The organism is Erwinia sp. AC075 (assembly GCF_979253995.1).
Genome location: NZ_CEEDEU010000003.1, coordinates 1 through 20105 on the forward strand (window position 1 = coordinate 1; position 20105 = coordinate 20105).

A 20105-nucleotide genomic window follows, 5' to 3' on the forward strand; every position below is an offset into this window, starting at 1 on the left:
ACAGAGCACGGTTGGTAATGGATTTGGAGCCGGGGGGCGCGACCTTGCCAGTGAGGGGGAAGTTGGGCGGTGTAACGGTCACGGTTTTCTGCGAACTCAAGGTACAAGGCTCCTGGTCAAGGCGAGGTGGCGTGGAGTGGCCGACGTGCGGACCCGAATCATCAGGCAAACACGCCATGCTTGTCGAGTGAGTGGGTGATCTGCGTATTGTAAAGGCGGCTATGCTTGGCCCCACCTTTTGCAATAGCTCTAACTTTTCCTTTCCTTCTGTTACAGATGGAATGTGCCCCGCTGGAACCCACCAAAGCACTTGATGAGGCTTAGTCATTTTATTAAACCATGCATTACGATCACGAATTAGTTCAACGTGAAGTGATTTATAAACATAGTTTTTTAATGAATCAATATTTTCCCAAACACTCATATTTACAAGCAATAATGGATCATCGAAAGCTTGTAGTGCAGTAGCGTCGCCGTCTTCAGTTTGAAGCCGCCAGACAAAACCGGGCGAACTATCCGCGAGTGCATTAATTTCAGCCAAACGATCAACAAACCCTTTCATTAAGGCAGAATCCATTGGGGCTTGCGCATGAGCTATATTAATTTGTGCTAAATGATACCGATTCATTTCATTCCTTGCTCTTCGTATAACTTTGTTTTAGGGCGACTGCCCTGCTGCGTAACATCGTTGCTGCTCCATAACATCAAACATCGACCCACGGCGTAACGCGCTTGCTGCTTGGATGCCCGAGGCATAGACTGTACAAAAAAACAGTCATAACAAGCCATGAAAACCGCCACTGCGCCGTTACCACCGCTGCGTTCGGTCAAGGTTCTGGACCAGTTGCGTGAGCGCATACGCTACTTGCATTACAGCTTACGAACCGAACAGGCTTATGTCCACTGGGTTCGTGCCTTCATCCGTTTCCACGGTGTGCGTCACCCGGCAACCTTGGGCAGCAGCGAAGTCGAGGCATTTCTGTCCTGGCTGGCGAACGAGCGCAAGGTTTCGGTCTCCACGCATCGTCAGGCATTGGCGGCCTTGCTGTTCTTCTACGGCAAGGTGCTGTGCACGGATCTGCCCTGGCTTCAGGAGATCGGAAGACCTCGGCCGTCGCGGCGCTTGCCGGTGGTGCTGACCCCGGATGAAGTGGTTCGCATCCTCGGTTTTCTGGAAGGCGAGCATCGTTTGTTCGCCCAGCTTCTGTATGGAACGGGCATGCGGATCAGTGAGGGTTTGCAACTGCGGGTCAAGGATCTGGATTTCGATCACGGCACGATCATCGTGCGGGAGGGCAAGGGCTCCAAGGATCGGGCCTTGATGTTACCCGAGAGCTTGGCACCCAGCCTGCGCGAGCAGCTGTCGCGTGCACGGGCATGGTGGCTGAAGGACCAGGCCGAGGGCCGCAGCGGCGTTGCGCTTCCCGACGCCCTTGAGCGGAAGTATCCGCGCGCCGGGCATTCCTGGCCGTGGTTCTGGGTTTTTGCGCAGCACACGCATTCGACCGATCCACGGAGCGGTGTCGTGCGTCGCCATCACATGTATGACCAGACCTTTCAGCGCGCCTTCAAACGTGCCGTAGAACAAGCAGGCATCACGAAGCCCGCCACACCGCACACCCTCCGCCACTCGTTCGCGACGGCCTTGCTCCGCAGCGGTTACGACATTCGAACCGTGCAGGATCTGCTCGGCCATTCCGACGTCTCTACGACGATGATTTACACGCATGTGCTGAAAGTTGGCGGTGCCGGAGTGCGCTCACCGCTTGATGCGCTGCCGCCCCTCACTAGTGAGAGGTAGGGCAGCGCAAGTCAATCCTGGCGGATTCACTACCCCTGCGCGAAGGCCATCGGTGCCGCATCGAACGGCCGGTTGCGGAAAGTCCTCCCTGCGTCCGCTGATGGCCGGCAGCAGCCCGTCGTTGCCTGATGGATCCAACCCCTCCGCTGCTATAGTGCAGTCGGCTTCTGACGTTCAGTGCAGCCGTCTTCTGAAAACGACACACGCGCCCAGCAGCGGCTTAAAGCCTTTGCACTTGAGCATAATCACCGGGTAGCCGGATGGTACGTTGAGAATGCGTCTGGCGCGTCCCTGCAACGCCCTGAGCTTATGCGCCTGCTAAATGATGCTGAGAAGGGCGATCTTATCCTGATTGAGCAGGTAGACCGCCTTTCACGCCTCGATGATGAAGGCTGGCAGCAGCTGAAGCGAATGATGCAGGAAAAGAACCTGGCGATTATCAGTCTGGACCTGCCAACCAGCTACGCGGCGTTAATGCCCCACGGTAGCGATGAATTTACACGGAGTATGCTGACGGCCATCAATAGCATGATGCTTGATATGCTCGCGGCCATCGCCCGAAAAGACTATACAGATCGCCGCCGTCGCCAGCAGGAAGGCGTAAGGAAAGCCAAAGAGAAGGGGGTTTATCGTGGCCGGATGCCCGACCAGAATAAGCATGACCTGATCCGTTCTTTGCGGCACCAGGGGAAATCTATCAGCGAGACGGCCAGACTCGCTGGCGTATCGGAACGGACGGTTACGCGGGTGAGCAAAAGTTAATTCTGGCTATCGACCTTTTTACCAGGAACGCCGTGTTTGACCAGCAAATCCTCTATAGCTTCATCGAGCAGGCGGCTTTTAGGTATCCGCGTTTTGGCCGCTAAAGCGTCAAACAATGGGACAAGCTGATTATCAAGGGACGAGGTGAAGCGTCGGCGATTTTTTAAATAGGGTTCGGCCATTACATCCGTTTCCACACAGTTACAGGTGCAAGCAGTGTATGTGGCTGTCAGATAGATTAAAGTGGTTGCAGATAGTGCCTATATAGTGCAAAAATTCACCCTGAATACAGCACCAGGGCACTTACAAAAATAAAATATGCACGATTCCAGCTCGTTTAAGTCGCCTTCATGGCGACTTTTTTATGCTCTTTAACAATATGATTGTTGTGATAAACATGGATTGTGCAGCTCAATATCCATGTCTGGAGGAAGCGCTTCCGGGGCAAGCCCGGAAGCCTTGCTTATTAGCGGTGGGAGTAAAGACGCCAGGCGACACTGCCGGAACTGCCATCACAGATACGGCCAGCGAACACCGATCCCTGAGAATATTTGACGCCGTTCAGGTAGCAGTAGCTGCTGTTCTGCGTTTGTTCTGAGCGAAAAGCTGACTCCTGCTGACTCAAGCGATGCTCGGCAGACTGGAGGCGAACGGAAAGCGCGTTGATTTGCTTCTGCTGATCGCTGATTCGGTTTGAGAGTGCTACCGCGTCGTTCTGAGTGGCGCACCCGGAGAGCAGGGCAGCGGCAATGATGGCTGGGATTAGTTTCTTCATGTTTTACTCCTGAAATGAACGTCCGTATCGCTGAATAATCAGCTCCAGTGTGTTTTTGTTTTCTGAAATAGTGGTCATAGGGCAGGTGCTTAGAAATACTTTACGAGCCGCAGCTGTCGCGCCGGGGTTGTAGTAGGGAGTGTAAATTCGTATCTCAAAGAAGCTCTGACGGCCCATTACACAGTCAGGCCCGGATGTTGCCTCGTTACCTTGTAACTTTCCGGCCATACAGGTGAACGCAAGACACGGATCACCCTTAGTATTTCCCTCCGCAAAGGCGCTGGCGCTACTGAAGATGCAGTACATCAATAATATTTTTGCAACGGTTCTTAGCTTACTCATACGTTCCCTCTTATCCATTTGATACAGCTTGTTGAAATCACATTGATAACCAACAGCAATCCCATTAGGAACAACAGGTTATAAAACTCTGGCGCTCCCAAACGGCCCATAAACCACTCGACAAGAAACAGCACGATTGATAGTGTGGCGATCAACTTCAATAGCTTTCTTGACGCAGCGCTTACAAAAAACAAACAAATACAACAACATGACTTAGAGTAGGTAAAGAGGTTGTTTTTGAGGGACAGGGCAGTCTTTTTGAACCACAGCAATATCCCCCTTTTAGGCATTTTGTCTTTTTGGTTTCTTTCGCCTTTCGGCCTCTTAAACTCAATCACATTGCCCATCGTTCACTCCCTTTCTCGAATCTTCAGATCGTCCAAATCCACACCATTTTCCAGCAGCTCAACTAACCATTTAGGACGACGGCCAACGCCAGTCCACGTATTAGCCGGGTTAGCCGGGTCACGGTATCGAGGGGATTTGGTATCCCGATCCACCACTGCACCAGGCAGCTTCATTTCATCCAGAAGATACCCATCACTCAATCGTTCCTGTAACCAGACAGGGCGCTTTCCGTACCCGCTCCAGGTGTTAAATGGATTCTCCGGGTCACGGTATACAGGCGTCCCTTTTGGTCGCTTCTCCGACTGCAAAGGAACAAGCATAGGTTTCTTCCCTTTAACGTCTTTTTCTCTTGACACGATTCTATTGGCCCTTATGATAAATAAAAGTCGTCAAAATTACAATTACACGGACATACAAAAATGAAAAAATCATGGTGCTTGATAGCGGTATGTATCTCCGGCCTTTCTTTTCAGGGGGTCGCTCATGCGGCTTCTGCCTCGGATACGATCGCCAGCCTTGCTGCCCGATGCGCACCAGACGTTTCACCGCTGACAATGGCCTATATCGTCGGCCATGAATCCGGGAACAACCCGTATTTTATTAACGTTAACCGTGGCGCAAACCTGAAACGTCAACCGCAAACCGAAGCTGAAGCGGTAGAAGTTGCCAACCGGCTAATCAAAAACCTCAAGAAAGATGAAAGCATCGATATGGGGCTTGCGATGATTAATTCTAACAATTTGAGTTCGTTAGGTATCACGGTTGAGCAGGTATTTAAACCCTGCATCAATCTCCGCGCCAGTCAGACCATTTTAAAAGACTGTTATAGTACGGCCCTGAAATCCAACCCGCCCGGCCAGGTAGCATTAAGACACGCGCTGTCCTGCTACAACACTGGTTCACAAGTGCGGGGGATTTCAAACGGGTATGTCACGAAAGTTATTAACGTGGCTAAACAGTCTGATTTAAAGATCCCTACGTTGCTACCTGATGGGCAGAACGAGGAAGCGGAGAGCCAGCCTGTGAGTGCGAAGGGCGCAACCTTTGAGGGTGAGCACGATGCGTTTACGGGTGAAAGTGATAGTGGTGGTGATGTGTTTTCGCAGGATAACACTGACGCGTTTCTGACCAAAGCAGAGCAAAAAGGGAGTGAGGTTATGAATGACAAAAATCTATCTCCTGTTGCAGTCTCAAATAATTGATTTATGCGAAGCCGGAAAAATACAGGAGGTTGTAATTGAAAGGATTTCACTAAAGCAGTGGTATCCCATATTTGACGTGAAGGATGAAGATTTGGGTGAGGTTCGTTGTTCTATTCGTCTGAATAAAGATCACGAACTTCGCACATGGGCAGACCTGAGACTCCTGACGGAGTTTCTCCTGGATAAGTGCAATGTCGGCGAGTGCCGATTGATATTGAAATCAACAAAGGAAAGGTAGAGGTATATATGGTTACTTTTTTCAAAAATAACGGGGTTGCGCTGCTGGTTGCGCTGTTATGTATCGCAGCGCCAGAACTGGCCCTCGCAGCTGGCGGGGCAGACACCGGGGCCAGTACAGGTAACAACATCAAGTCATGGCTGGATACCTGGATTCCTATCGCCTGTACCATCGGCGTGATCGTGTCGTTCCTCGTTTGGCTGTTCCATCTTATTTCCGCTGGTTTTATGTTCCGTCTCGCAATCGCAATGGTTGGCATTGGCTCCGCATCATATCTGGTATCCCTGACTGGTATCGGCAGCTGATTAATGGGGGGAGTTCATCCCCCATTAAGTGAGGTTTTATGTTTGAAAATGGACAAAGGCCATTATTTAAAGGTGCAACACGCGTCCCCCGGCTTGCTGGCGTTCCGCGTACAGTGGCGCTGGTTATCTTCATGATCTCGGCCACGCTGTTTATGACGTTACATTTATGGTCACTCCTTGTATTTGCGGTTCTGTGGTCAATAGCAGCAGCGCTAACGAAATACGACGACCGTATGTTTCGCATCCTTTCATTATGGCTACAGACTAAGTTTCGTAATGCACACGACACGCCATTTAAACAATGGAGTGGTTCAAGTTATTCCCCTGTGGATTACAAGAAAAAGGAGCTGAAATAAATGGTGGCATTGCTTAAACCTAAAACGTTCAGAGACGAGCCGAGCGTTAATGAAAAGTATTTGCAGCATAGCCAGCACCTTGATGATTATATTATCTCGATGCGTAATGGCGATCTGCTTGCTTTCTTTAAAGTCGATGGCCGGACACATGATTGTGCCTCTGACCGTGAGCTGATTACATGGAACGATGATCTTAATACGTTGATTAAGTCCTTCGGGACTGACCACGTAGAAGTCTGGTCACACGAGTATCATCACCAGTCTAAAGAGTATCCTGACTCTGAGTTTACCCAATTCTTCCCGCGCTACCTGGATGAATACAACCGCCGTCTGCAAACGGGGTCTAACCAGATGGTTAATGACCTGTACCTGACGGTGCTCTATCGCCAGATAGGCGATAAGACGCAGAAGTTCCTGGCTAAGTTTGAGCGACCGTCAGCTGACGAGCTGGCTCAAATGCAGGCTGAAGCCTTCACCGGAATGGAAGAAGTCTGTGAGCAGATCATGGAGGGGATGAAGGGCTATGGCATCAAGCGCCTGGGTATTTATTACCGGGATAAAAACGGTGAGGAAATAGCGTTAACTGACGCTGAAGAAAAACAGTCGCTGCTTGAAGTGGATGAAGCAGATATTTTCGACGAACCGGTAATGCTCAATGTCGCTGATACCGTCCCGCCGACTGCTCACGCATATTCTAAAGCGCTTGAGTTTCTTTATTTTCTGGTCAACCTGGAATGGTCCATTGTGCCTGTTTGCCGTGACCGTATCGGTACTTACATCATGGAAAACCGTGTTGTCAGTTCCGTATGGGGGGATATTGTTCAGGTCAGAGCGCTGGACCGTAATTTTTATACTACGGCTATCGAAATCCGTGATTACGATAAAAACACGGAACCGGGTCAGTTCAATTTGTTGAAAGAGGCTGACTTTGAATACCTGCTGACTCAAACGTTCTCTTGCATATCCGAGGCTTCAGCTAAAACGCTGCTGGAGCGCCAGGAGAAGTCCATGATGGAAACTGGCGACAGAAGCCAGTCCCAGCTTGAACAGCTGAATACAGCGCTTGATATGCTGCTTTCTAAAGAAATTGTGATGGGCTATCACCATGCCACTATTCACGTTTTCGATACCGATCAGCGAGCAGTGCAGCGCAAGGCCCGTAAAGCTAAAGTCATGCTAAGTCAGTGTGGCTTCGTAGGGGGCGGCGTAGGGCTGGCCTCTGAAGCAGCTTATTTTGCGAAGGTTCCGGGTAATCAGAAATGGGCGCCACGCCCGACACCGATCAACTCATGGAATTTCTTCCATTTCTCCCCGTACCATAATTTTATGCGCGGCAAACCGGACAATAATCCGTGGGGTCCGGCAGTGACGATGTTCCGTACAGCGAACGGCACACCGCTGTATTTTAACTTCCACGTCACCCCACTGGAAGAACGCTCCATCGGAAAGCGCCCGCTGGGGCATATGTTGCTTACAGGTACGTCTGGTGAGGGTAAAACTACGCTGCTGGATTTCCTGTTATGCCAGTGCATGAAGTTTAATCCGCGTATGTTTTGCTATGACCGTGACCGGGGAATGGAGCCATTTATTCGCAGTGTCGGCGGTTATTATAAAGTTTTACAGCAGGGCGTAAAAACTAACTTTTCACCGCTCAAGCAAAAAGGCACACCGCGTAATATTGCGACCACTAAAAATATCATGCGTGTCTGTGCTGAAATTACAAATAACGGCCCGTTAGATAAAGATATGGGAATGGAACTCAATAAGGCTGTGGACGCTGTAATGGGCGAGCATTCTTTGGTTCCTGTTGAGGCCAGAGACATTACACGACTGAAAGGATATATCACAAATCTATACCTCAAAGACCTAATTAACGACTGGACTAATGAAGGACAGTATGGCTGGCTTTTTGATAATGATGAAGATGCGTTAGATCTCGATGCTCATGATGTATTCGGCTTCGACCTGACCGAGTTCATTGCTGCGGAAGGTGAGATTCCCAGCCCGGCCAGAACGCCGTTATTAATGTACTTGCTTTACCGAATCCGTAATTCAATTGACGGAAAGCGTCGTGTTATTCAATGCTTTGATGAATTTCACGCTTATCTTGACGATCCTGTTTTAAAGCTGGAAATAAAGCGCGGTATCAAAACAGACCGTAAGAAAGATGCGATTTATTTGTTTTCCACGCAAGAGCCAAATGACGCGCTCGCCAGCAGTATTGGTAAAACGGTAATGTCGCAAACTCCATCAAAAATCTGCCTGCGTGATCCTGATGCGAGCCGTAAGGACTACTCCTTCCTGACGGATGCAGAGTTTGAAGTAATGTCCAAAATCCCTGAGCACTCGCGCCAGTTCCTGGTTAAGCAGGGGTCACAGTCAGCTCTCGCTACATTCAACCTGAATATCACTGGTAGCAATACACCTGAGCGGGATGAAATCGAGAAGGACAACATTATCAGTATTCTTTCCGGGGAACCGCAGAATGCTGAACTGGCTGAAGAATTGATTGAGAAATACGGTCCAGAGCCGGAAAACTGGATTGAGGAATACTGGCGTCTTTGCCGTCATTAATTAGAGGACGATGTTATGAAAGCGAAGTTAATTGCTATTGCACTGGCAGGACTGTTAGGCGTGGGAACTATCGGGACCGCTGCCGCTATAGGTAATGGTGTTGTGGTTTACGATCCGACCAGCCTGGCTAAAACGCTTGAGGAAATGGCTAACCAGCTCGACCAACTGAAGCAGCAGCTGGCTACCCAAAAAGCAACTTATGAGAGCCTGGCAAAGACAACCAATATTGGGGATTTGCTGGACACATCAACAAGCAGCTTGGCTAATAACCTTCCTGACGACTGGCAGAAAGTTTATAGCGATGCCATGAACTCATCATCGTCTGTAACTGGTGATGTTCAAAGTATGGTTGGTGACTTTAATTCTGAAGTTGATGATATGAATCCTTCCGATGCAATTAAAGCTCTAAATAAAAAGCTGGCTGAAAAAGGGGCGTATGACCGTGTTATAGCTGAAAAGGCATATAACAATCAGATGCAGGAATTAAGTGATATGCAGGCGCTAACCGAGCAGATTTCCACTACTAAAGATGTAAAGGAAGTTGCTGACCTTCAGGCTCGTATTCAAACCGCACAAGGCGCGATTCAGGGCGAGCAAGCGAAACTGAAGCTAATGAGTATGCTTCAGGAGTCGCAAGATAAATTATATGAAGCTCAAAGAGAACGCGCCGTAGGTAATTTTATTTATGGTACTGATGGTGGTCATAGCCCCGCTCCGCTGAAATAAGGTGATTATATGAAAACGATTTTAAAAGTAGCTTTGGTTCTTATCGGTATTTCTGCTCTTGCTGGTTGTAAGCCTGAGCATGATAAAGATTGGTATAAGTCACATGAGGCCGAGCGAAAGCAAACGCTTGTTGAATGCAAAAAGAATGCAGAATCTTTGCAGGATGCTGATTGTAAGAATGCAAGAGACGCTGAGACTGAACTTTTTGTTCATGGGAAAGATAACTCTCATAGCGTGCCGAAGTTAAACTGAATTTCAGGATATAGTTATGGCATTTAATACTGTCCAACAGATATTTGACATAATTGATGATCTGATAAATATGATGGTTGATACCAACGTAACAACCATCATTGCAACAGTCACGCCAACGGTTGCAATATTTTTGACCATCAAGTTTATGGCTCAAGGTGCATATTCCGCTCTTAGCCCCGGAGGGGGCGGAGAGGCTCTTGGGGATTTAATTACGCAATATATGAAAGCTGCTGTTGTTTTGAGTTTCGCAACGGCTGGCGGTTTATATCAAACCGACCTTGTTCATTTAGCTTTAAATCTGCCCGATGATTTTTCCTCAATATTGGTTACTCAAGAAAAAACCACAAGCACAGGTATGGCAGCGATTATTGATACCGGAGTAGACCAATCTATAACGGCAATACAAACCGCGTTTGAAGGGGCTGGAATTAGCGCTAATGGCATAATGAGCGCAGTAATCGGGCTTATTCTAATAGCTGCAACTGTAGTTCTTTGCGGGTTGGGTTCTGCTTTTGTGATTATGGCTAAAGTGCTACTGGCTATAAGTCTTTGTTTAGGGCCAATAGCTATATTCTGTCTCCTTTGGAATCCAACAAAAGGCATATTCGCTAAGTGGATGGGAACCGTCATTAATTACAGCCTGGTCATAGTTCTTTTGGCTCTCGTATTTGGGTTGTTAATGAGTCTATTTACAAAAATGATTTCCGGTCTTAACAGCAGCGAAGGCTTTGATGCCTTATCAACGGCTATTGGATTGGTCATTCTCACCATTGTTTCCGTCTATGTGTTGTTCCAGGTTCCTGCGGTAGCGTCGAATTTCGGTAGCGGTGTTTCTGCTGATATAGCATCTGCGGCCCGTCATGCGGGCCACTCGATGAACACGATGGGCAATGTAGCCTCTAATGGGATTTTTGGGGGCGCGAAGCCTTCAGCAAGACCTTCAGCAGCAGGCGGCGGTGGTGGACAAAGTGGCAGCAGTAGCGGCAGTGCAGGAGCTGGCGGTTCAGGTCTTACAGGAAAAGCGCGTGGTAGCCGGGGAAAAGCAGCATAAATAAACAAAAGTCGTTGAAATTGCAATTTCACGGACATAAGATAAATAGAACGCAATGGACAAATGAGGTCGAAACTATGCGCGCAATCGTACTTTTAGGGGTGTTGTTGTTAGGGGCATGTTCCAGCAGTTTCAAGCCGCCGCCGGAGCCGGACTGGAGCCACACCGTGCCAGTCAATAAAACGCTTCCAGTAGATACACAGGGATAAGGTGGTTGTTATGAGAGAGAAAAAGAAAGGGCTGACCAAAGAGGCCATCAAAGAGTTCAACGAAAGCCGTAAAGGGCTGGAAGTGGACGTTATGCACGAGGTGCTATCTTCACGCCGCACGGCGTGGATAGTCGCCGCAGTCGCATCTGTTGTGGCTATCGTAGCGATCGGTAACGCGTCGTATGTGAATTACCGTTATAGCCAGCCAATACCGCCGTTCCTGTTGACGCTGAATCCGAGTAATCACGAGGTATCACAGGTCAAGCTGACGCGTGATGATGCTACTTACGGTGACGAAATTGATAAGTATTTCCTTACTCAATACGTTATTCACCGCGAATCCTACGATTTTTACTCCCTTCAGGTGGACTATGACGCAGTAGGTCTAATGTCCACGCCGAACGTGGCGGAAGCCTACCTTTCCCGATTCAAGGGCAAGCAAGGGATTGATAAGGTCCTGGGTGACAGCGAGACGACACGGGTAAGCATCAACTCCACCATTCTCGATAGAGAGCATGGCGTGGCGACCATTCGCTTTACGACCGTTCGCCGCTCTCGTAGCAATAATTTTGATGATCCACCGAAGCGCTGGATTGCCATCCTGGGCTACGAGTACAAATCGCTGGCTATGAATGCGTCGCAGCGCTACATAAACCCGCTTGGCTTCCGCGTCACCAGTTACCGCGTTAACCCTGAGTCGAACTGAGGACTGTACTATGAACAAAGTAGTCTTATCCGCAGTGATCGCAATGGCGCTGGCCGGGGCCACATTCAACGCGGCGGCGCTTCAAGCGCCGAAAAGCTCACCATATGACTTCCGTATCAAAACGGTAGTTTATAACCCGGTTGATGTGGTGCGAATTGATGCGGTAGCGGGCCTGTTTACGCATATCGTCGTTTCCCCGGATGAAAGCTATATCACTCACGCTTTCGGTGATTCTGCTGGCTGGATTTTCTCACACAAACTTAATCACTATTTCGTGAAACCTAAGACCGAAATGAGTGATACCAACCTGACCATCGTGACTGATAAGCGGTCTTATAACATCGTGCTGCACTATATCGGCGAGACGACAACAAAGAACGCTGACGGCACAGAGACAAAATCGTTTATCAAAACGCCGTGGTCAATGAAACAGGCCACGCTTCAGCTGACCTATGAGTACCCGTTTGACGAGCAGAAAAAAGCCTCCAGCGTGGCCGAGAAAAAGCGCCTGACGGAGAAGTTACGGGAGTCTTCTTTCGCTGGCCCTAAAAACTACCAGTATGAAATGAGCGACGAGCCGGAAATGGCAGATATTCAGCCGATCCATGTTTGGGATAACTACCGTTTCACGCGCTTTGAGTTCCCGGAAAACGCCGACTTACCGCAGGTTTATTACATATCGTCCAGCGGCAAAGAGACGCTCCCTAACTGTCGTCCGGTTGGTGAACATCACAACATACTGGAATGCCAGAACGTAGCGAAAGAATGGCGTGTAAGGCTTGGCTGGACAAAGGTTGTTGGTATTAAAAATATCAACTACGTGCCATCAGCTGGCGCTATTGCCACTGGCACAGCCTCCCCGGATGTTAGAAGGGTGCAAAAAGGAGGGGATAACTAATGGCCCGTAAAGTCGATATTGATAGCGAGCTGGATAACAACAGCTTCGACGATGAACGCGGGGGAATGCCCGCACAGAAACGCCGCACAGCACCAGGGCTAAAAGCCTTTATCGCTATTCTGGCTATCATCGCTATGTGCTTCGTTGGCGTCACAATTTATACGCACACACGCAAAGCGCCGGACACGGCCAAAGCTGACAGCGGTAATAAAAATGATGGGGTTAGCAGCCTGCCTAACTACCAGTTCAACACTAACCCGAACGTTGGGGGGGCTGCGGCCCCTGACGCTAATCAGAAGGCGATGCAGGATAAAGCCAAAGCGGAGTATGAGGCCAATCATAGCAACACGGGCCGGGCCAGCAACGGGAAGAAGCAGCTGACGCCGGAAGAAGTCGCCATGCAGCGCCGTCTTGATGGCGATCTTTCCGGCGAGCAGGGCGGTAGCCAGACTCCGGCCAAAAAAGAGCAGCAAAGCGATGAAGGCAGCGAAGGCAGCAGCGCGTTAGCAAAAGAGCTTACACCTGCCCGCCTGAAAGGCAGCAGAGCGGGCGTAATGCAGAATATGAGTATGACTATTGCTAAAGGGACGATGATACCGTGTGGCACGTCTACAGAGCTGGATACGACCGTTCCCGGCATGGTGTCCTGTCGAGTGACGCGTGATGTGTATTCCCTCGATGGGTTAGTGAAACTGATCGACAAAGGCGCATTTGTTACAGGGCAGATGAACGGTGGCCTCAAAAATGGTCAGGCCCGCGTCTTTGTATTGTGGGAACGCGTGGTAAACCCGGATGGCACATTCGTTAATCTGGATAGCGCTGGAACCAACTCTCTCGGTAGTTCAGGTGTCCCCGGACAGGTTGATTCCCACTTTTGGGATCGCTTCAAAGGGGCTGTGTTCATTTCCGTTATCTCTGACGCTCTGCAAGCTGGGGTGAACGCAGCGCAAACCGGAAATGATGTTCAGTTTAACAACACACAAAACAACTCGCAGGAGCTGGCCTCTGAAGCGCTGAGGGCCACTATTAATATCCCGCCAACACTCTACGACCAGCAGGGCGACGCAATCAGTATCTACGTCGCTCGTGATCTCGATTTTAGTGATATTTACTCACTGGCAGACAACTAATCAACGTGGGCCGAAAGGCCCACTGTTCTTTGTAGCAGGAGACAACATAAATGAACCAATCATCGGCTTATTACCAGCTGGGGCCGCTGCGGGAGTATTTCGAAGATCCGAGCGTATTTGAAGTCCGTATCAATCGCTATAACGAAGTCGTTTGTGACACGTTTGAAGGCCGCAAAATTATCCAGAACAACAGCATTACCGGCGCATTTATCGACAACCTGACAGCAGCATTAACCAGCGCCAACAACGTTACACGCCAGATGATTAATGACGTGGTGTTGCCGGACGGCTCCAGGGGAATTATCTGTTTACCGCCTGCGGTGATCGATAACACTGCCGCAATCGCGTTTCGAAAAAATATCGCGCTGGATAAAGACCTGGCGACGTTAAGCCGTGAAGGTATCTTTGAGTTTTGCCGGGAAATTGACAGCCATAAGCGTGAGCTGGGTGACGACGATCTCCTGCTGAAAGAGTTATACCGGGCTAAACGCCGGGAAGAATTTTTGCTTACTGCTGTACAGAAAAAGCGAACCGTTGTCGTTGTGGGTGAAACCGGATCAGGGAAAACGGTACTCACCCGCGCCCTGCTCAAAGCCATTAGCCCACAGGAACGCGTGATAATCATGGAGGATGCTCACGAAGTTGAAGCTACCCATCTGGAAGAAGCGGTTTATATGCGTTATGGCGGCAAAGACAAACCAGGGCTGGCTACACCGACGCAGTGCCTTAAAGCCTGTATGCGTCTGACACCGGATCGTATCTTCATGACCGAGCTGAGGGATGATGCTGCATGGGATTACCTTCAGGCGCTGAATACCGGACACCCTGGCGGTTTAACCTCCACACATGCTAACTCTGCAATGGATGCTTTTACCCGCATAGGGCTGATGGTTAAAGCTACCGAAGTGGGCCGTATGCTGGATATTTCAGACATTATGCGCCTGTTGCACTCCACTATTGATGTGGTGGTGTTCATGGCGAAAAGGAAGATCCACGAAATCTACTATTCGCCAGAATATAAGTATGAGTGCATGAACGGGGGGATAAAGTGAGAAAAGGCGCTGCAATATTTCTCGCGGGCCTTCTGGCCCTTTCCTCCCTGCCCTCGATGGCCGCTGATTCGCCATCGGTACAGGTCGGATTTTCCCCTGAAGGTAGCGCCCACACTCTGGTGATTGGCGCTATCGACTCCGCGCAATCCTCTATTCGAATGATGGCCTACAGCTTCACCGCGATGGATATTATGCAGGCACTGGTCAAGGCTAAAAATCGCGGTGTTGATGTAAAAATCGTTATCGACGAACGCGGCAATCGTAATGACGTAAGCCATCGAGCGATGAAGTACATTGTGAAAAACGAGATACCGCTGCGGGTGGATAGCGATTTTCCTATCCAGCATGACAAGGTGATGATTATTGATGAACGGTCAGTTCAGACGGGCAGCTTCAACTACACCAAAGCAGCAGAATCTAAAAATTCGGAAAACGCGGTGGTGATCTGGAACATGCCCCAGCTGGCAAAGCCTTATCTTGAACACTGGCAGGACCGCTGGCAGCGCGGAAAAGATTACCAGCCATGATAACAGGGCGGCGAAAGTCGCCTTTTTCCAAAGGCTCCGCCCCTCCTGACGAGCTTCAAAAAAAAGCTACAAGTCAGAAGTAGGCGAAACCCGACACAGCTTAGAGATCTGCCGCCTTTCGTTGGCATCGCTCCCCCTGGTTACGTCCTGTGTTCCTATCATATCGTTTACCGAAACCTGACCGCCTTTAGCCCATTCGGGCAACGTGGCGCTTTCTCATAGCTCACGCTTAAAGTTCTCGGCTCGACGTAGACAGTTCGCTCCAACGCTGCGGGTTTTAACCAGACTCCCCGTCTCCCGCTGCCGTTACGTCTGACTATGACAAACACATGATTTCCAGTTCGTCAGACACGGCAAATTGCCGCCACAGGTAACAGCCTGTGCGGTAACGTGGTTCTACAGGGGAAATGGGGCTTGAATTTCAGCCATAACGACTGCTACACTAGATTTGAATTTACGGTACTGCGTTCCCCTGTAGAACCAGCTACCAGGTGATAAGAGCATTAGCTCTGTCACCCGAAGAAACCACCTTGCCGGGTGGTTTTTTCGTTTCTGAGCAAGAGAGTACAGGATCTTCAGAGGATCGATCAACGATCTTTGATCTTCCGTTATTCCTCATCGCCTTCAATATCATCGTAGTAAAGGCTTTCTGGATACAACGCCATTAGCTGAGATAGCGTGTCCTGCACTTCATCCAGCCGATTTACCAGATGGGATATTTGTTCGTCCAGGTCACTCGCCAGCTCGAACAATGCTGAAACCCGGCTACGTGAACCTTCGTTAATCACTGCCATTGCTATCTCATGAAGCCTGAGTAAATCAGTTCTGATTTGCGGCGGCGCTGAATACTCGCCATCATTAAAATCCCCGCGTAAATCATCAATAGCATCAACAGCTCGCAACAAAGAGGCTGTTTCAAAATTATCAGGTGAGATTTTTTCCCACTCCGCGTTAGTAATTTGCTCACCCATTTTTTGCTCCTTCCGTAAGTAAACGGCCAATTTCGAAAACAGCCGCTGACCGCCCGGATTTCACCGCCTCAACCTTCTGGCCGTCAACGAACCAGTGATTACCGTCCGTTCGGACCAGCTCAAAAAGGTAGGACATATCGTAAACGTGATCCGGTATCACGGTCCCTTCTCCGGCCAGAATGCCCGCCGTTATGGAATGGTTGCCGCCGCGCACAAAGCCAATGCGCCAGGGCAACCACAAGTCAACATAGTGGTTGATTTTATCCTGCTTCCACGGCCTGCCCTTATGGGTTCCAATGTGCGAAACGTTATCGATATAGCGTGTCAGGCTCCAGGGCCACGGCAGCACCATTTCACTTGCCAGCGACAACGGATAATCAGCGCCGTCCAGTTCACCCTCTTTCATCTTCTCGTAAGATTGCACCTGGATAAGCCCTTCAAAGAAGAACTCCTGCGGGGTCATATCCGGGCGGGCATCAGTCCCTTCCTCGGCTACCGCCAGCAAGAAATCACTCTGTACTGGCCGCACGATGGCGCGAATGAGATCAGGTAGCGCCTTAACGGGTAATTTTTCGGCCACCGAAAGCAGGTGATCGAAGCGATTTTTTTCATTGCCGGCAGCGGCTTTTTCTTTCTTATTTCGGTTCCAGAACATCATAGGCCGTAGCCCTCCTTGTCATGGTCATGTTGATGATTTTCGTGCTCATGCTGCGGTAGTTCCACGTCACGCGCACGTTCATATTCTTCATACGTGCTGTAGTCCTGCATGTCGCCATAGTCCGGCCCTTCGTCAGCATACCGCTCATAGTCGTGGTAGGGGTTCGCCTCCATTTCCGGTGTAGCTTCTTGCCTCTGCTCGTACTGGATAGCTGCGTTGACTTCCTCCTGCTCACGCTGGCGCAAATCCTGAGACGTGTTTTCAGTACCTGAAGTATCAGGGCCATCATGCGCGGCTTCTGTCGCGTTTTTCATGGTGTTTTCCTTCTCTTCGGTTTGATGGCCAGCATCATGGCCATAACTTTTTTCCTGTTGGCCATCGCTATGGCCATAGCTCCGGTTTACGTCTTTGTAACGTTCTTCCATCCCTAAGAATCGGTCTATTTCGCTGGCCGTGGTCTTAGGACTGTTGCGGCTGGCACTACTCAACAAACGCTTTTTGTCATCGGTGAAGATCTCGACTTCATGACGGGCGCGGGAAATCCCAACGTAAAAAACGTCTTTGGAAGTCGTCAGAGAACGGGTATCGATGTTAAACAGTACCCGATCACAGGTAAGCCCCTGCGCTTTATGGACGGTCGTTGCATAGGCATACGAAAGATAGGCGGCCTGCTTCTGGTCCAGCTCGATTTCCCGGCCCTTCGAGTTGGTTAACGTAAACGTGCCTTTCTCGGTAGTCCCGGTCACGGTGAAGCGGTCGCCGTTCGCCACATCCAGCGTCTTATCGTTACGCGTCACCATCACTTTATCGCCCACGGCCAGCTCGGCGGCCACGCTGGTATAAACAGATAAATTTTTATGGGTGCGCGGGCTGAAGCTGATTTTCTGGCCGTCGCTCCCGGCCACGGTCAGCAGGTTCCCCGGACCTGTATCCAGTACCCGGTAAGACTCGCCCCGCTGAAGCCCGTTTTTATAGTCTTTTTCGGGGATGATAATTTGCCCTACCTGGTAGTATTTACTGTCCCGGCGTTCGGCCTGCGTGGAGTCAACGCGCTCCAGAAAATTCACCTCCACGCCTTTTCCTTGCAGCTGCAACGCCTCCCGAATCTGGCTGTTGAGGATTACCCTTGATTCGTTTGTGCCGGAAATAATCAGCGTACCTTCGCGCTGCTCCGGGGTGAATGACAGCCAGCGATTAGCTACAGCCTCCAGCCGCTTATCCTGGTCCTTCTCTGCGCTAATATTGCTGAGTCGGGCCAGTGAGCCGGATATGTGGCCCTCTGCGGCCAGCTTAACCGCCTCAAGCAACACGTCATTTTTCTGGCGCTGAATATCCTTCATATAGCTGGTCTGCATTCCGGCGCTGATCAGCTGTTCAAATGGCTTGCCCGCCTCGACGGCTTTCGTCTGCGAGGTATCGCCCAGGAATACCGCTCTGGCCCCGGCCTTCTCGATGGTTTCCATTAGCACCTTCATCTGTCTGGCCGGAATAACGCCCGCTTCATCGATAAAGACCACGCTTTTCTCGTCTATCTTTTTGTCCTTTGCCTTCACGAAAGCGGCAACGGTACGGGCGGGCATCCCTTCATCTTCCAGGGATTTTTTCTGCGTACCGTAGGGAGCCAGTGCGGTGACGTTATAGCCCTGTGACTCCAGAACGGCCTTCGCGCTCATGGTCATATAGCTTTTCCCGGTCCCGGCGAAGCCATGAGCCGCCACAAAGCGATCTGTCGTGGTGCAAATATCTACGACGCTTTTCTGTTGCTCGGCCTTCAGCGTCTTGCCGACCAGCTGCGCGGTGACTTGTTCGCTTGTCAGCGCGGCGATCACCTTGCCCCGACCGCGAGCCTCGATATTCAGCACCGCTTTCTCTACCCGGATACCTTCAACGGTCGTTACCCGATGGCTGGTTTTTTTCAGGCGGCCAGACTTGATACCTTCAGCAACTAATGCCTTCGCCTGGTTGTCGTTCATCCCTTTTTTGTCGGTCAGCTGCGCCTGCCATTCAGCTTTCGTCATTGCAGGGAGTGGCGGCGCATCTTTGCTTCGTTGGTCGGTTGTGGTGGTGTATCGCGCTTCACCTTCAATAATGGCCCCTTTCGCCACAGCACGATAATAGGCCGCTTCAACATCCTGTTTTGATGCCTGCCCGATTGCCTTTTTATTTGCCACGGCCAGCAAGCGCGACTGGTCAAAAGACGCATCGCGCTCTGAAAGAGATTTAAGTGCAAACTGGATCGCCCGGTCGGCTTTTACCTCCGGGCTTGTGAAGTTAGGGACGGTATTCATTGACGTTTGCGGGCCATCCTTGCCTTTGCCCGCCCAGGACAGATCATTGAAGTCTATCCCCAGCTCGTTAGCCCGATTAACCCACTCTTTATGAATATCTTCACGCGAATAGTCGTCTGTTTTTTTGTCGCGGGTCGCCATCGATACCCGGCTTTTGGTCTGTGCGTCAGCGGTTTCGCGGGTCAGCCCCATAGCCGCCAGCCCTTCTTCTATCTGAGCGGAACGCCGTGAGAATCCCCGGATTTGTTCATCCGTAAAATGCGCCATATCAAAGGTGTTGTTTTTGTTGTTATAGCGCAGCTCATACCCGGCCTTTGTCAGCTCCAGCGCCAGCTCCTGCTTATAGACATCCCCCAGGTGCATCTTGGCCCGCATCAGTTCATCGTTTTTAAGTGCTCGCCATTGACCATCCCCGCGCTGCGTCATATTCATGACAAAGGCGTGGGTATGCAACTCCGGGTCAAGGGCGCGTGATGTTTCATGCCGGAAGGAAGCAACAACCAGATTACCGGTATTCTGCGTAATGGTTTTCCCTGCGTGGGTCGTGCGGGCCTGAGCCAGCTTTTCCGCTTCCTGGACGGCAGCGGCAACCGCTTTTTCGTGGGCGGCGATTATTGTCTTATCGCCGTGGATCAGCGCCTGCATCGATACGCCTTTAGGCGCGGAAAATGTGAGGTCGTATCCCAGCCGTTCTTTCGTTGCATCACCGCTGGAGCGCTTCATCTGTGTGAAAGGGTCAACATCCCCGACAAGCAGCTCTTTGAAGCGTTGGGAACTGACCTCGCCGGAAAGGCCCAGCGCTTCAGCGCCCTGACCATGCCACGCAGTAAAGCTACTGTCTTTGCTGTAGTAATCGTCTTTTGCGTCAGCGTAGTAACCTACAACTGACGCAATATCGATACGGGTGATAGTCGTAATATCAAGCATGGCG

At 50.4% G+C, this 20105-nt stretch carries 24 protein-coding genes; 15 read left to right on the forward strand and 9 right to left on the reverse strand.

Going from position 1 to position 20105, the window contains the following annotated elements:
* Positions 1-628, reverse strand: a 628-nt coding sequence (locus AC0IXH_RS24185) for a DUF3291 domain-containing protein (protein ID WP_471721250.1), incomplete at its 3' end; no start/stop codon positions are given.
* A gap of 159 nt (positions 629-787) precedes the next feature.
* Here AC0IXH_RS24185 and intI1 point away from each other — a divergent pair.
* Positions 788-1801: a class 1 integron integrase IntI1 gene (intI1, locus tag AC0IXH_RS24190; RefSeq protein ID WP_000845048.1), complete on the forward strand. Its 1014-nt coding sequence runs from the start codon at positions 788-790 to the stop codon at positions 1799-1801.
* 177 nt (positions 1802-1978) lie between these two features.
* Positions 1979-2563 carry a recombinase family protein gene (locus tag AC0IXH_RS24195; RefSeq protein WP_471721251.1) on the forward strand — a complete coding sequence of 195 codons (585 nt, stop codon included), beginning with the start codon at positions 1979-1981 and terminating at the stop codon, positions 2561-2563.
* Here AC0IXH_RS24195 and AC0IXH_RS24200 read toward each other — a convergent pair.
* The 5 genes from AC0IXH_RS24200 to AC0IXH_RS24220 all read right to left on the reverse strand — a co-directional run bounded on the left by AC0IXH_RS24200 (position 2560) and on the right by AC0IXH_RS24220 (position 4348).
* Complete coding sequence (locus tag AC0IXH_RS24200; protein WP_024562121.1) at positions 2560-2745, reverse strand: ribbon-helix-helix domain-containing protein; 186 nt, start codon at positions 2743-2745, stop codon at positions 2560-2562. The two genes, AC0IXH_RS24195 and AC0IXH_RS24200, sit on opposite strands and share 4 nt — an antisense overlap.
* A gap of 284 nt (positions 2746-3029) precedes the next feature.
* Positions 3030-3338, reverse strand: a complete 309-nt coding sequence (locus tag AC0IXH_RS24205) for a putative periplasmic lipoprotein (protein WP_000733764.1) — start codon at positions 3336-3338, stop codon at positions 3030-3032.
* A gap of 3 nt (positions 3339-3341) precedes the next feature.
* On the reverse strand, positions 3342-3680 hold the full coding sequence (locus AC0IXH_RS24210; RefSeq protein WP_000040982.1) for a hypothetical protein: 339 nt from the start codon (positions 3678-3680) through the stop codon (positions 3342-3344).
* Positions 3677-4027: a hypothetical protein gene (locus AC0IXH_RS24215; RefSeq protein ID WP_032416642.1), complete on the reverse strand. Its 351-nt coding sequence runs from the start codon at positions 4025-4027 to the stop codon at positions 3677-3679. The genes AC0IXH_RS24210 and AC0IXH_RS24215 overlap by 4 nt, the downstream gene beginning before the upstream one ends.
* Positions 4028-4030: 3 nt before the next feature.
* Positions 4031-4348: an H-NS family nucleoid-associated regulatory protein gene (locus AC0IXH_RS24220; protein WP_058672987.1), complete on the reverse strand. Its 318-nt coding sequence runs from the start codon at positions 4346-4348 to the stop codon at positions 4031-4033.
* A 99-nt stretch (positions 4349-4447) separates the two neighbouring features.
* Between AC0IXH_RS24220 and AC0IXH_RS24225 the strand changes: the two genes are divergently transcribed.
* The 13 genes from AC0IXH_RS24225 to AC0IXH_RS24285 all read left to right on the forward strand — a co-directional run bounded on the left by AC0IXH_RS24225 (position 4448) and on the right by AC0IXH_RS24285 (position 15257).
* Positions 4448-5230 carry a lytic transglycosylase domain-containing protein gene (locus AC0IXH_RS24225; RefSeq protein ID WP_078081123.1) on the forward strand — a complete coding sequence of 261 codons (783 nt, stop codon included), beginning with the start codon at positions 4448-4450 and terminating at the stop codon, positions 5228-5230.
* Between the two features lie 201 nt (positions 5231-5431).
* Complete coding sequence (locus AC0IXH_RS24230; RefSeq protein ID WP_471721252.1) at positions 5432-5773, forward strand: TrbC/VirB2 family protein; 342 nt, start codon at positions 5432-5434, stop codon at positions 5771-5773.
* Between the two features lie 38 nt (positions 5774-5811).
* Entirely contained in the window at positions 5812-6129 is a 318-nt protein-coding gene (locus tag AC0IXH_RS24235) for a VirB3 family type IV secretion system protein (protein WP_000462629.1), read from the forward strand.
* Positions 6130-8703, forward strand: coding sequence for a VirB4 family type IV secretion/conjugal transfer ATPase (locus tag AC0IXH_RS24240; RefSeq protein WP_471721253.1), 2574 nt, complete (start codon positions 6130-6132; stop codon positions 8701-8703).
* 15 nt (positions 8704-8718) lie between these two features.
* Entirely contained in the window at positions 8719-9429 is a 711-nt protein-coding gene (locus tag AC0IXH_RS24245) for a TrbJ/VirB5 family protein (RefSeq protein ID WP_471721254.1), read from the forward strand.
* 9 nt (positions 9430-9438) lie between these two features.
* Positions 9439-9681: an EexN family lipoprotein gene (locus AC0IXH_RS24250; protein WP_471721255.1), complete on the forward strand. Its 243-nt coding sequence runs from the start codon at positions 9439-9441 to the stop codon at positions 9679-9681.
* 16 nt (positions 9682-9697) lie between these two features.
* Positions 9698-10735 (forward strand): TrbL/VirB6 family protein, encoded by a 1038-nt coding sequence (locus tag AC0IXH_RS24255; protein WP_471721256.1) that lies wholly within the window; start codon positions 9698-9700, stop codon positions 10733-10735.
* Between the two features lie 77 nt (positions 10736-10812).
* A complete protein-coding gene (locus AC0IXH_RS24260; protein WP_032493177.1) occupies positions 10813-10944 on the forward strand; it encodes a hypothetical protein in 132 nt (43 codons plus the stop codon).
* A 10-nt stretch (positions 10945-10954) separates the two neighbouring features.
* Positions 10955-11650: a VirB8 family type IV secretion system protein gene (locus tag AC0IXH_RS24265; RefSeq protein ID WP_471721257.1), complete on the forward strand. Its 696-nt coding sequence runs from the start codon at positions 10955-10957 to the stop codon at positions 11648-11650.
* A 10-nt stretch (positions 11651-11660) separates the two neighbouring features.
* Positions 11661-12548 (forward strand): TrbG/VirB9 family P-type conjugative transfer protein, encoded by an 888-nt coding sequence (locus tag AC0IXH_RS24270; RefSeq protein WP_471721258.1) that lies wholly within the window; start codon positions 11661-11663, stop codon positions 12546-12548.
* Positions 12548-13678: a type IV secretion system protein VirB10 gene (gene virB10 / locus AC0IXH_RS24275; RefSeq protein ID WP_471721259.1), complete on the forward strand. Its 1131-nt coding sequence runs from the start codon at positions 12548-12550 to the stop codon at positions 13676-13678. The genes AC0IXH_RS24270 and virB10 overlap by 1 nt, the downstream gene beginning before the upstream one ends.
* A gap of 50 nt (positions 13679-13728) precedes the next feature.
* The gene (locus AC0IXH_RS24280; RefSeq protein ID WP_471721260.1) at positions 13729-14730 is read left to right on the forward strand and encodes an ATPase, T2SS/T4P/T4SS family; all 1002 of its coding nucleotides are present in this window, start codon (positions 13729-13731) and stop codon (positions 14728-14730) included.
* Complete coding sequence (locus AC0IXH_RS24285) at positions 14727-15257, forward strand: phospholipase D family nuclease (RefSeq protein WP_471721261.1); 531 nt, start codon at positions 14727-14729, stop codon at positions 15255-15257. The genes AC0IXH_RS24280 and AC0IXH_RS24285 overlap by 4 nt, the downstream gene beginning before the upstream one ends.
* Before the next feature lie 608 nt (positions 15258-15865).
* On the opposite strand, the gene AC0IXH_RS24290 is transcribed toward AC0IXH_RS24285, so the two are convergent.
* From AC0IXH_RS24290 to mobF, 3 genes are read right to left on the reverse strand one after another with little or no spacing between them, the layout of a single operon-like run.
* On the reverse strand, positions 15866-16228 hold the full coding sequence (locus AC0IXH_RS24290) for a transposase (protein WP_471721262.1): 363 nt from the start codon (positions 16226-16228) through the stop codon (positions 15866-15868).
* Positions 16221-16886, reverse strand: a complete 666-nt coding sequence (locus AC0IXH_RS24295; protein ID WP_000971716.1) for a DUF6710 family protein — start codon at positions 16884-16886, stop codon at positions 16221-16223. The genes AC0IXH_RS24290 and AC0IXH_RS24295 overlap by 8 nt, the downstream gene beginning before the upstream one ends.
* Positions 16883-20101, reverse strand: a complete 3219-nt coding sequence (mobF, locus tag AC0IXH_RS24300; protein ID WP_471721263.1) for a MobF family relaxase — start codon at positions 20099-20101, stop codon at positions 16883-16885. Before mobF ends, AC0IXH_RS24295 begins: the two co-directional genes overlap by 4 nt.
* Positions 20102-20105: the final 4 nt, after the last annotated feature.

Excerpts from the sequence above, each read along its gene's own strand:
- intI1 (WP_000845048.1), top strand. The coding sequence starts at position 788 with ATGAAAACCGCCACTGCGCCGTTACCACCGCTGCGTTCGGTCAAGGTT.
- AC0IXH_RS24200 (WP_024562121.1), bottom strand. The coding sequence starts at position 2,745 with ATGGCCGAACCCTATTTAAAAAATCGCCGACGCTTCACCTCGTCCCTT.
- AC0IXH_RS24205 (WP_000733764.1), bottom strand. The coding sequence starts at position 3,338 with ATGAAGAAACTAATCCCAGCCATCATTGCCGCTGCCCTGCTCTCCGGG.
- AC0IXH_RS24210 (WP_000040982.1), bottom strand. The coding sequence starts at position 3,680 with ATGAGTAAGCTAAGAACCGTTGCAAAAATATTATTGATGTACTGCATC.
- AC0IXH_RS24215 (WP_032416642.1), bottom strand. The coding sequence starts at position 4,027 with ATGGGCAATGTGATTGAGTTTAAGAGGCCGAAAGGCGAAAGAAACCAA.
- AC0IXH_RS24220 (WP_058672987.1), bottom strand. The coding sequence starts at position 4,348 with ATGCTTGTTCCTTTGCAGTCGGAGAAGCGACCAAAAGGGACGCCTGTA.
- AC0IXH_RS24225 (WP_078081123.1), top strand. The coding sequence starts at position 4,448 with ATGAAAAAATCATGGTGCTTGATAGCGGTATGTATCTCCGGCCTTTCT.
- AC0IXH_RS24235 (WP_000462629.1), top strand. The coding sequence starts at position 5,812 with ATGTTTGAAAATGGACAAAGGCCATTATTTAAAGGTGCAACACGCGTC.
- AC0IXH_RS24240 (WP_471721253.1), top strand. The coding sequence starts at position 6,130 with ATGGTGGCATTGCTTAAACCTAAAACGTTCAGAGACGAGCCGAGCGTT.
- AC0IXH_RS24245 (WP_471721254.1), top strand. The coding sequence starts at position 8,719 with ATGAAAGCGAAGTTAATTGCTATTGCACTGGCAGGACTGTTAGGCGTG.
- AC0IXH_RS24250 (WP_471721255.1), top strand. The coding sequence starts at position 9,439 with ATGAAAACGATTTTAAAAGTAGCTTTGGTTCTTATCGGTATTTCTGCT.
- AC0IXH_RS24255 (WP_471721256.1), top strand. The coding sequence starts at position 9,698 with ATGGCATTTAATACTGTCCAACAGATATTTGACATAATTGATGATCTG.
- AC0IXH_RS24260 (WP_032493177.1), top strand. The coding sequence starts at position 10,813 with ATGCGCGCAATCGTACTTTTAGGGGTGTTGTTGTTAGGGGCATGTTCC.
- AC0IXH_RS24265 (WP_471721257.1), top strand. The coding sequence starts at position 10,955 with ATGAGAGAGAAAAAGAAAGGGCTGACCAAAGAGGCCATCAAAGAGTTC.
- AC0IXH_RS24270 (WP_471721258.1), top strand. The coding sequence starts at position 11,661 with ATGAACAAAGTAGTCTTATCCGCAGTGATCGCAATGGCGCTGGCCGGG.
- virB10 (WP_471721259.1), top strand. The coding sequence starts at position 12,548 with ATGGCCCGTAAAGTCGATATTGATAGCGAGCTGGATAACAACAGCTTC.
- AC0IXH_RS24280 (WP_471721260.1), top strand. The coding sequence starts at position 13,729 with ATGAACCAATCATCGGCTTATTACCAGCTGGGGCCGCTGCGGGAGTAT.
- AC0IXH_RS24290 (WP_471721262.1), bottom strand. The coding sequence starts at position 16,228 with ATGGGTGAGCAAATTACTAACGCGGAGTGGGAAAAAATCTCACCTGAT.
- AC0IXH_RS24295 (WP_000971716.1), bottom strand. The coding sequence starts at position 16,886 with ATGATGTTCTGGAACCGAAATAAGAAAGAAAAAGCCGCTGCCGGCAAT.
- mobF (WP_471721263.1), bottom strand. The coding sequence starts at position 20,101 with ATGCTTGATATTACGACTATCACCCGTATCGATATTGCGTCAGTTGTA.